Source organism: Flavobacterium sp. MR2016-29 (assembly GCF_015350695.1).
In the GTDB taxonomy this organism is placed as follows: domain Bacteria; phylum Bacteroidota; class Bacteroidia; order Flavobacteriales; family Flavobacteriaceae; genus Flavobacterium.
Map to the genome: position 1 here is coordinate 162,021 of NZ_JADKPU010000010.1, position 11,773 is coordinate 173,793.

6 protein-coding genes are annotated in these 11,773 nt (G+C 32.7%); all 6 read right to left on the reverse strand.

Annotation, left to right across the window (positions count from 1 at the left end; all coding sequences use genetic code 11):
* Positions 1 to 17 precede the first annotated feature (17 nt).
* Positions 18 to 1,736, reverse strand: coding sequence for a glycoside hydrolase family 43 protein (locus IR010_RS18510; protein ID WP_194605865.1), 1,719 nt, complete (start codon positions 1,734 to 1,736; stop codon positions 18 to 20).
* A 568-nt stretch (positions 1,737 to 2,304) separates the two neighbouring features.
* Complete coding sequence (locus tag IR010_RS18515) at positions 2,305 to 2,946, reverse strand: porin family protein (protein WP_194605867.1); 642 nt, start codon at positions 2,944 to 2,946, stop codon at positions 2,305 to 2,307.
* Positions 2,947 to 3,081: 135 nt separating this feature from the next.
* Complete coding sequence (locus IR010_RS18520; RefSeq protein WP_194605868.1) at positions 3,082 to 9,153, reverse strand: M4 family metallopeptidase; 6,072 nt, start codon at positions 9,151 to 9,153, stop codon at positions 3,082 to 3,084.
* A gap of 97 nt (positions 9,154 to 9,250) precedes the next feature.
* Positions 9,251 to 9,388 (reverse strand): hypothetical protein, encoded by a 138-nt coding sequence (locus tag IR010_RS18525; RefSeq protein WP_157848508.1) that lies wholly within the window; start codon positions 9,386 to 9,388, stop codon positions 9,251 to 9,253.
* 192 nt (positions 9,389 to 9,580) lie between these two features.
* Positions 9,581 to 11,191 carry a tetratricopeptide repeat protein gene (locus IR010_RS18530; protein ID WP_194605869.1) on the reverse strand — a complete coding sequence of 537 codons (1,611 nt, stop codon included), beginning with the start codon at positions 11,189 to 11,191 and terminating at the stop codon, positions 9,581 to 9,583.
* Between the two features lie 355 nt (positions 11,192 to 11,546).
* A partial coding sequence (locus tag IR010_RS20180; protein WP_228515198.1) for a hypothetical protein occupies positions 11,547 to 11,773 on the reverse strand: 227 nt, incomplete at its 5' end.

Consider the following 11,773-nt stretch of genomic DNA (forward strand, 5'->3'; position numbering starts at 1 on the left):
TTTAATGTCAATATTTTCTATTTTATCTGAGCATCATTTGAAGCCGTAGCATATAATCCTACTAATGCTCCTGTAAAACCTCCAGCCACATTTGTGGAAAGAATATCACCTGAAACACTTCCTCCTAAATTTTGAAAATTAATACCATTTAAGGCATAACTAAATTCATAATTGTCTCCTGTTGCTTTTACCTGTAAACGAATATTTTTCTTGATCTCGATTTTAGTACTTGCAATAATTTTCGAATCTCCTTTTTCGGTTCTTTCCAGCAAAATAAAAGTATCTTTTCCTTTTTTCGTTATTCCAAAAACATAATTAAACCGCTCATTCTGAAGACAAACAATTCCTGCCAGGTCTTTTTCAGATGCCGGTTTATACTCTAATGTTGTGGCAAAAGAAAAAGTATTATGCTGCTGTCTGTAAAATAGTGTAGAAGTTGGCTTCAATTCTTTAATATTTACTTCAAAAGGTTTAATCTCAAGTCCTTTTTTAGTTAGCAAAATAAAATTTTCGCGAGGCCCTCTTAAACCTATCCATCTGTAATCTAATTTTGCAGAAGTGAAATTTTCAGTAAACGTAAAATTTCCATTAGGGACAAATCCGTCTTTTCCTGTTTTGTTTTTAGTAACCCCTTTAGGCATTTTTATTTTTGGCTCTAGAGGCACTAATCCATTCTCGAACACCGGAAAAACTCCAGACCAGTCTACAGGCAGCATAAAAGTTTCCCGTCCTGTATTTACACGGTTTTTATCATTCGGACGGATACCAAGAAAAACCCCATAATATTTATTATCCGGTCCCTGAACTAAATCTGCATGGCCAGCCCAGTCAACTTTTTCAGGCCTATCTTGAGAAAAATATCTTTGTGTAAGAATTGGATTGTTTGATGCCGGCTTAAAAGGCCCTTTTGGACTATCGCAAATAAAAATAACTTCACTATGATTATCACCTGTTCCCCCCTCGGCACACATTAAATAATAATGATTGTCTTTTTTATACAAATGAGGTGCTTCAATCCAGATTGGTTTTTTAGAAAGATCTACACCGCCGTCTACTATCACTTTATCTGTGCCTGGAATTACTTTATCATTTGCAACATCGTATTCCCACACTTTAATTACACGATGACCTTGGTAAAGTTCTTTTCCTTTATCAGGAGCATCATTATGAACTATATATCCTTTGCCATCATCATCAAAAAAAATACAAGGATCGATTCCGTTAAAATCTAATTTTATCGGACTTCCCCAACCTTTCTTTGGATCTTTTGTTTTTACTATAATATTTCCCATATTACCTGTAAAGGCCGTGACAATCATATAAAATGTATCGTTGTGAGGGTTATACGTTATTCCGGGAGCATATACTCCCTGACTGATACCCGTATCGTGAGGATTAAATTCGGAAACATTATTTAATACCCCTCCCAAATCTGTCCAATTCACTAAATCTTTAGAATGGAAAATAGGAACACCGGGAAACATGGCAAATGAAGAACAGACCATATAATAATCATCTCCCTTTCTCGTAATAGCCGGATCGGGATAACATCCTTGTAAAATAGGCGAATAAAACTCATCTTGGTTTAATGGATTATTTTTATATATATAATCGTCGCCTCTATAGACAACATTAGAAAAGAAAGGATGATTAGAAAGATTACTTTCGAAGTTTTTTCTATTAAATGAAAAAATAAATAATAATGATAATAATAAAAATATTTGTCGCTGTTTCATTTTAATCGTTCTTATAATAATATATACTAGAAAATATCTGCGTTTTACAAAAAACTTATTAAGTAACAATAAGTGTGCTTATCACAAATATAAAAATATTTTAACACACAACCGGTTGCTTTAATATATTTTTTACTAAAAATATAAAAATAACACCAATTAAAAATATTTTAAACAATAAAGAATTAAAAACAAAATATTTAGTACATCTTAATTTTAGCCGTTAATATGATTTTTGGGATTCTTTACTCAAAAAAGTAAGTACATTATGACGTAAAAAATGCAATTAAAAATCAATATACTGATAGCTTGTTTTCCAAAAAATTAAAGGCAGTTTTTTCGAATTTTTATTTTGTAAGAATGGAATGTTTTTTATGTTATTAGATTTGGGGCAGAATCATGGCAAATGCGTTACCACATTTGATAAAGAGAGTCACGTTCTATGATAACTTACACTTAATATTCAGAGATGTTGGACATAATTCTGTGACTACACAAAAAAGCCTGTAAACATAGGTCTACAGGCTTTTTTTATGCACTTAATTAAATAGCTTTAGACTAATTCACTCTATTTAAAAAAGTACCCGATAGTTATTTGAAAAACTCTATTCTTCATATCGCGATTAATAACATAATTGACATCACTTTCTTTAAAGACATTAGAATAAGATATATTATATCGTAAGTCTGTGTAAAACTTATCTTTAATTTGATACCCCAATCCTAAATTTACGGAAGTATCTATACCTGTTGAATACTCTTTCAAATCTAAATTTTCATAATTTTCGTAACCAAGAAAATTATCTCGATATTCATTATTAGCCTTTAGAAGTATTCCTATCTGAGGTCCGGCTTGCAGACTTAATCCTTTTAGGACATAATATTTTAGCATCACGGGAATGTTTAAATAGTTTAAGTCTATTTTGCTTTTATAGTTTGAATTGGTTACCTCCTGATCAGAAAAGGAAATTTTTGTTCCCTGCTGGCTGTACAATAATTCTGGTTGAATTGAAAAGTTTTTCGCCACTGGAATTTCGACCATTAACCCCGCAGTAAATCCAGTTTTGCTTGATGAATCCAATTCGCTTTCATCAAAAGTAAGGTTCGCCAAATTTAAACCCGCTTTTACGCCAAGCTTGATTTTTTCAGTTTGAGCCATAACAGTCACACCTAAAAAGAGTATGCATATAAGCAATATTGATTTTTTCATAGATAATATTTGTTTAAGAACAGCAGCTCAAAAAAAGAGCTGCCGTATTTATATCTTTAATTTGTTATTTTTTAATAACCTTAGCTGTATATTTCTTGCCTTGTACATCGCATTCTAAGATGTAAACTCCAGGAATTAATTCGCTAAGATTACATTTGATGGAAAACTTGCATACGTTTTATTCCATACAGCCTTACCATCCATTCCGTACATTTTGATTTCAGCCTGTCCTTCAATTTTTTCCGCTAAAAATAGGTTTACATTATCAACAGCCGGATTAGGGAATACTCTAAAAGGATTTGTTATTTTGCCAACAAGCATACCTTTTGAATCAAATGGCGCTGAAATACTATTACATCCATTATTATTCGTCACTTGAAGGCTGTAATTTCCTTCCCAAATTGTAATTATAGTTTTTTCAGTTGCGTTTGGTATCGGTCTTTCGTTCAAAAACCATTGATAAGATGTTCCCTCAACTGAAGTTGTTAATTTCTTATCTCCCACAACCTGAATTTCTGGTACAATATTGTTTTCCAGAATTGAAATCGTAGTGCTAAAAGTTTTACCGATTCCGTTTTCATTATAAACAGTCACAAAATAATCACCGCTTTCTTTTGTCTCGTAAGTTGGTTTTGTTGAACCATCAAACCATTCGTATGCTTTATAATTTCCAGGATTCAAAACAACTTCTGGGCCGCAGACAGCTCCACTAACTAAGTCAGATTCGAAAGTATCAAATGTTGCCGTAATCTTTTCTGTAAGTGTACATCCGTTTTTGGTTGTTACTGTTACAGAATAATCTCCCGCTTTATTGATTTCGATACCATTAGTAACTTCACCTGTACTCCATTTGTACGAAGCAACTTTTAATTTATCTGAATCAAAATTAGTTTGGGCAGCAATATATAAGCTTTTGCCTGCATATCCATGAATTACTGGATTATCAAATATTTTAAAATCTGATGTTGTTCCTTGATAAAGATAGTTTTCGACTTTATTATTTTGTGCAATACCGTCATTTTCCAATTTGGCAGTGACAGTAAATACATGAGAATCTCCACTGTTATCAAGTTTAGGCTGTTTCTTTAAAATATATTCTACGCTTTCGCCAACTGGAATTCCAGCTTCAATAGCTTCTGAAATAGTTTCATTTGTGTTGATATATTCTAAATCTAACTGAATACTATTTGCAGGAATTGCAATTTGTCCTTCATTTGTCAGCTTTACTTTAAATTCATTGCCTCCACATATATCTTTTGGTGATAATATTTGTACTACTACATCTAAAACAGGTTCGCTGATTATTTTTAAATCATCTAAAACCATATAAGAATATCCACCTTCTTTAGCATGTCTAAGTCGAAGCATTACAGATTTTCCTGCATATTTAGTTAGGTTTACCGCTCCCCTTTTCCATTCAGTGTCTGAATAATTTCCTTGTTTAGCGTCTTTCCATATTTCAGTCCATTCACCTCCCTGAGTTTTAATGTCTATGCTGAATGAATTCCTATAATTACATTGCATTGCATAGTAAAATTCTAAAGAAGTTGCATTTTCAGATAACTTATACATTGGCGAAACCAATTCTCCATTTATTGCATAATATTCAAGCTGATTGTAAAGCATTGTGCCTAAATCATCTCCTGTATGATCTTTTTTTGGCAATGTCAGATTTGTATTATCTGGCTTTGGAACAGCTCTCCACGGATAATTATCATCACTTTGATTTGAAGTGTAACCATTTGTTCCAAATATTGAACCCTGAGCTACACTTGAAAAAGTTTCAATATCTAGATTTGGTGCCTTAGCCACAACCTGAAAAGATTTTGTAAGAGTTGCCGCTTCAGCTTTTGGCTGGCCGTTTGTAATTACTTTTACATTGATTTCATAATTTCCTGGTTCTAACTTAGGAAGACCATCTAATGTGTAAACAATAGTTTGATACTGTAAGATCTGATCATTTCGTTCTAAAACAATTGGTTCACCTACAGCTTTACCATTTTGGGTAATTTGATATTCTATCGAAGCTTTTTCTACTTTTTTATAAAATACATTTCTTGCCCCTATAAAAAATTGGTGAGAAGGTGCATCTTCGTACATAATTTCAGGTACACTTAAATTAGACAACTGTACATATTCTGATTTCTCTGTAATCTTAATATTATCTACTGCAAAACCATTAGCAAATAAACCATTATCATCGTGTTGAAATGCTACAATAACACAAGGTTTTCCTGCATACGGAGTTAAATCTACGTGGTATTCTATCCAGTTATCAATGTAATACATTTTAAATGCCTGCTCCCAAGTTTTACCACCATCTGTACTTACTTTTACATATCCGTCAGAAAGTCCTGTTCCGTCTCCAAAGGCGTCAAATGTCAAGTGTGCTTCTTTGTAATTGCTCAAATCCAGCACAGGAGAAGTTAACATATCATTTGCAGCGTCGCAATTACAAATATCATCGTTACTTGCCATAAATTTTGTATGCTCTGTTAGGTAAAAACTTGGAGACCTTAAATCTAAATCTGTTCCGAGTTTCCAGCCTGCAGCACCTTTGTTTTCAAAAGTTCTCCATCCTTTATATCCAGATGCATCTTCAAAATCTATTGTATAAGGCAGTACCGCTATTTTCTCATCTTCATTATTCCAATTATCGTAATCAAAAGTGTAAGTATTATTTTCTGGCTTGATATCCTGAGTCATATCATCAGGAAACACAGAAACTGTAATGGTATTATTACCGATAGTCTTTAAATCAATATTCGGAATAGTGTACGTTATAGTATCTTTAAACTTAGTAAACGCTAATGACGCTTTTTCTGTTTTCGAATAAACTTCATTTTGTAAATTATCCAGAATTTTTACGGCAACATTAACCTGCTCTGCTTTTGTCGCAAAATTATTGATGATTTTAACCGTTATTTTTGTATTTGAATTATCAATTTTACAACTTCCAGCATCTATTTTTGCATCTAAAAGCACTAAATCATAAGGTGCATTGTCTACATGAATATTGTCTATAAAGGCTCCTAAGAATCCGTCATTATAATCATCTGTTGCAACGCGAAAACGAATCGCTCCTTTTTTACCTGCTAATTCATTTAAACGAATACCAATTGGCTTTTTACTAAAATCATTATTAATTCCAGTAAACCATGGGCCTGACAATACACCATCGTCATAAATATGTAAAGTTGAAGGATAATCGATACCTGTAACTTTTTTCCAGTTTTGATTGTCTTCAGAATATTCTACAACTAATCCGTCATATCCGTTATGAAACAATGAAATGATATCAAACTCAACATACGGAAAGGCAACATTACTAAAATCGAATACTGGCGATTGTAATGTAAAATCAGCATTCAAAGCCATTCTTTCAGAAGCATTTGCAAGGTTTTCAGTAGCCCACAAATATTTCGATTTTGTATCTCTAAATGAATAAGAAGATGCCTGCCATATAAATTTTTGATTGGTAGCCAGTGATTTTGAATACCAGCCTCCCGGTGTTCTTTCAAAATTTTGATTGTAAGGAAACTGAGTAATAATACCGCTGTACGAAGCACTTATAGCACTATTATTAGCCGCTACAGGATCTTGGCTGTATGATACAAAAGCTTCATAAGTATGCAGGCCTGCTGCTGATAAATCAATTGTGCCATCAAAAGGAATTGTCATTTCTGTATTCCCTTTAAATGCAGTGCTTAACGTTATATCTTTCCAGATGGTTTGATTTCCAGAAGCTGTATCTGCATATCCCACTTTTAATTGAGATCCTGCTGGTATATCTTTACAGCCCACATTATAGATCGTTGCCGTTAATGCATGATTTGCTGACAGCGAAGTGCCGGTATATTCCGGAAGATTTAATCCTACTACTTTAAGATCAAAATCTTTTTGCTCTGGAACAACCATAAAATTTGTAACAAAAGAAATTCCGTCTTTTGCGCCGAATTCTGTAACAGGGGCAAAATCAAATTTAACTTCTACATAGTTTAACTTAGTTGTACTTATAAAGTAAGGGAGTTTTTCCTGAATCTTTACAATCGTTTCTTCGCCTAATGCCAAATCTTTATCAAAATTAATAACGCCATTGCTGCCGTAAATTTCATTCAATCTACCACCAAAACCTGGAACCATTAATCTCAACTTATAATTTAAAACCTCACTTGCTTTAATTACAGTTGAGCCTGTATTTTTAAATTTAATATAAAAAGGCTCATCTCCTTTTAAAGAACCACAAGATGCTACAGGATTTTCAACCGAAACAAGTGCTATTTGTTTATCTGCATAAGCAGTTCCAATACCAATTGCGTACCAGGCATTACTAACTTGTTTATATTCTTCAGAACCTATTCCGTATAAATCTTCTGTAACCATTAAGGTTGCCTGACGCATATCACTAAAGTTTGAAGAAGGCGATAAATACTCTGTAAGTGTTATGTAGGCAATTTTTTCTGCTTTAGTCAGACCAATAGCTTTAACATCATAACTATTATTAAGGTCATTTACACCTTGACCACCTTCACTTAAAAGGTAAAACCAATAATTCGTGATACCGCTGTTAATGTGCACGCCGCCATTGTCGTAACTAACATTTGTTGGACTTATCCAATTTATTCCTCCATAAGTATCAGGCTGACCCTGAGCTTTTGGGTTACCCATATTTCTCATACTGCCATGAGTGTACAACTCACTTCCAAGCATCCAGATATCTTCTTTTTTGTCTTTTCCAACATAAAATTCAACGCACGTACCAAAGATATCACTGAAAGATTCATTCATAGCACCTGATTCTCCTTGATAAATTAAGCCTGCAGTTAAACCTGTTACCCCGTGAGTTAATTCGTGTGCTGTAATTCCTAAACCAACATATGGAGTACTATAACCATCTCCAAATTGTGCCCATCCGCCAGTCCATGAAGCATTTTCAACGTTAGTACCTAGGTGTGCGAGACCAATAATTGCCATTCCTTTATTGTCGATACTATTTCGGTCAAATTTTTCACCATAATATTCTATGGTTTTCTGCATACCCCAATGAATATCCATAGCAACCTCGTCATGATCTTTGTTATGCAGTTCATTCCAAATATTATCTTCATCAACAAATTCTGTGATTACTTCATCTGCAGCATGATCAGCATGGTTCATATTCCAAGTGTACATTGGCACTTTATATTTACCTTGCAGTCCTTCCAATCTGTATCCGTCAGCATATTGTTTTGTATTAAAATTTACTTCTCCAGCATATCTTGATTTCCCTTTTCCTAAACTCTGATCTCCAAAAACAGCATCACGGCTTAAATCAAGGTTTAAAATTATTTTTCCAGTATTTGCATCTACATAAATAGTATTACTTGATTGTGGATTTGTAGCATAAATATCAAACTTCCAAGCCAAGTAATATTCTTTCAATTCTGAAGAAAAATTAGGTCCCACATAAACGAGTTCCCCCTGTGGCTTTGTGCTAATATTTTTATTAACCAATGAACCTAATTTTTTACTCTCCCAAATATATTGCTTCGCATTTACAGTTTGAAGTGCATTGCCTAAAGCTGTCGCTGCATTTATTTTATAATTGTTGCTTACGGTTAATTTCTTAGCCGTAGCCCCAAATGCATCAATTTTAGTTTTATTTTCTCTAACCTTATAAATTGCTCCTTCAACAGGAACAGAATTATGGAATTGCTGATACGTAACTACTGTTCTCCCATGAGTATCAGAAACCGATTTTAATTGCATTTTATCAGACGCAGCTAAATCAAACTCTCCTTTTTTAACTTCAAATATGTTTTTAGCTGTTACGTTTGCAGTTTTTGCAAAAGATTTAACCTTTGTACTTACTGAATCCTGCGGATTTGTTTTCTCGATAGTATTGGCTACATTTTGTTCAAATAATTTTTGACTTGCCTGCTGCTGCTTTTTTACTGACTCAGTTTCCTGAGCAGAAAGTTCTGTCCCACTTATTTTTTCTTCTTTTTGAGTAAGAAGATTTTCAGCATCATTATTCTGACTTGAATATGGATCACTGGCTTTTTTAGAAACTGGATCTTTTTTCTGGCTCACAGTCGGCGATCCCAGTGCCGTTGTCACACTGCCTTTTAGTTTGTTTGGAAAAAGTGACTGAGCCATTCCTACGGAACAGACAAAGAAACCTAACAAAACAAACAAATACTTGGTTTTAAAGTAAATTTGGTTCATTCGTTTTAAATTTAAAAATTAATAATATAGTATGCTTGGTTAATAAATATTGCGCTTCGATGGCTCATAGCAAAACCATAAAAGCAGTTTCTAAAAATCAATTCGGAGTTTGATCTTTAGGATTTTCTTTTGTTATTTTTTCTAGAATTTTTAAAAGGGTTTTCTTTTTTGTTTCTGTTTCTTCTAAGAGTTGTTCTAAACTTTTAGGAGGGATATCTTTTTTCTTCCTATTCATTCTAACTTATTTACTTCGACCTGCTCGCTAATCGATTTGGTAAATGTAGAAGGGAGATTATGTGTTTATGCAAAAAAAGACTATTGAAAAAACACTCTGAGGCAGAAAAGTTCCACCCAGAAAGCACTCAAAAAAAAATAAACCAAACTAAATCAGATTATTAGCTTGGTTTATTTTATGATATTAAATATGTTAAATTGTATTGAGATAAGTGGAGAGATTTACTTTTTCGTTAGTTAAATCAAACTTTTTACGCAATCTCGTTCGGGCATTTTCTATAGATTTAAAAGATTGTCCTGTAATTTGAGAGATTTCTTTTGTGGTTAAATCCAAATATAAAAGTGCACATAATCTTCGATCTTTTGGAGTAAGAGAAGGATAATCCTCCGTTAATTTGTCGAAAAAAGATTTATGAACCTGCTCAAAACTTATTTCAAATTCTTTCCAAATATCTGTATTCAAATTCTTTTCAAGACGCTTTAAAACTATATCAATAGCCTGCTGCATTTCTTTATTAACAGTTTTGAGTTTTATCTGTTTAAGATCTGTCAGGATTTCGTTAATGCTGTCTGTACGATGTATTTCTGCCATTGCCTTTCCTATGAGAACCTTCTTTTTGGCTTCGAGGCTTTCGTTTAAGACTTGCATTTTTGTTTTTAATTTTTCCTTTTCGAGCTGATTTTTAATATTCTTGTTGCGGTATTTTATCAGTAAAATAATCAAAATCAATATTCCAATAACTAATATTAAACCTACTACATAATATTTAAATCTCTTTTTTTGTTCAATTAGTGTTTTTATCTGGGTTCGGGCTTTATAATCTTGTTCCAGCTTTATTCTTTCAATGTTTACTGTCTTTTCTTCAATATTTTTACTGTCTTTAATAGCATTATATTTCTGAAAATAATAAACAGCATTTTTATAATCTTTTTTAATTACATAAACTTCATAAAGCATTTTATTGAGGTCTAAACCAGAAGAACTATATACATTTTCGCTGCACAATTCTAAACCTTTTTTTGCATTTACAAGTACAGTATCATAGTTTTTTTCTTTTAAATTATATTCAGCAAAAGACTGATATACAAAAGCCTGCAGTAAATTATCAACACGATTGCTCAATAAGGAAAAAGCTTTGGCAAAATACTCTTCAGCTTTTATTTTATCTTTTTTCAAAACATATGCTCGAGCCAGATTAGTGTAAACGTAAACCTTTAGATCATCATTTTTTAAGCTTTTATTTAGTGCTTCGGCTTTATGAAAATAATACAATGAAGAATCTAAATTTCTGCTGAGATATAAAGTCCCTATATTGTTTAAAATTTTTACCAGCTTTACAGCATCATTTTTTGACTTTTGAAAACGATATACGTTTAAGAAACATTGCAGTGCTTTTTCTTTATTTTTCCCTTGTGCATAAATAATCGCAAGATTGTTTTCTAATTTGGATGCTTCTTCAAGATTGTCGTTTTTTTTGTAGATCTCATAGGCTTTCAAATAATATTGAAGGGCAACATCTAAAACCTCTCTGGCAGAATACATTTTTCCTGATGTGATATAAACACCAGCTAAAGTAAGTTCAGATTCTTTTGTTTTTTTAGCTTCTGCCTCAGCCAGTTCAATGTATTTTATAGCTCTGTCCCAATCTGTTTTCTGCAATCTTAATGCAATCTTACGAGAGAGTTCTACTTTTTTCTGATGATTGTTAGTAGTATTTACACCATCTATCAGTTCTTGTGTTGATTGTGAGTAAATACTAAAAGAAAGCAGAAAAAGCCATAAAAAAAATAATCGTGGTATCATTTTAAAAATTCTAATGTAATTTCAAATTTAAACAAATAAACACGAGTGATAAAAGCAAATCCTAAATAAAACAAGCAAATTCTCTTTAAATTTCAACTTACGCAGCTTGATACAGTAGCTCAAAATAAGAATAAATGCAAAAAAAATTGGTCCGAATTTTAGGGTTTCAATCCTGCTCTACATAGTAATAGGATAAAAGAAACAAAAAGGCTATTTTGGGGTTAGCATTTTTTAAAGCGCCCACAAAGGAAGTAAAATTAAAGAAGTTTATTTGGCTAACTGTAGATCGAATCTACAATCAAACATCAACAAAAAGAAAAATAGGCTCAGAAATATTTTTTCTCAGCATTCCGTCTTATTGAAAAAATAAAGGACGTTTAGAGATTCTAAAAAGCTTGCAATAAATGAAATTTTCTTCTTTCAAAACATTTTTCACTTCAGCAGATCCTGCCGGAGTATTTCTCAGGGCATTATTTTTAGAAAATGGTGCAAAACAAAAAACCCTGTCCGGACTGGACAGGGTTTTCAAAGAAAGGCGGCGACATACTCTCCCACATAACTGCAGTACCATCTGCGCAGGCG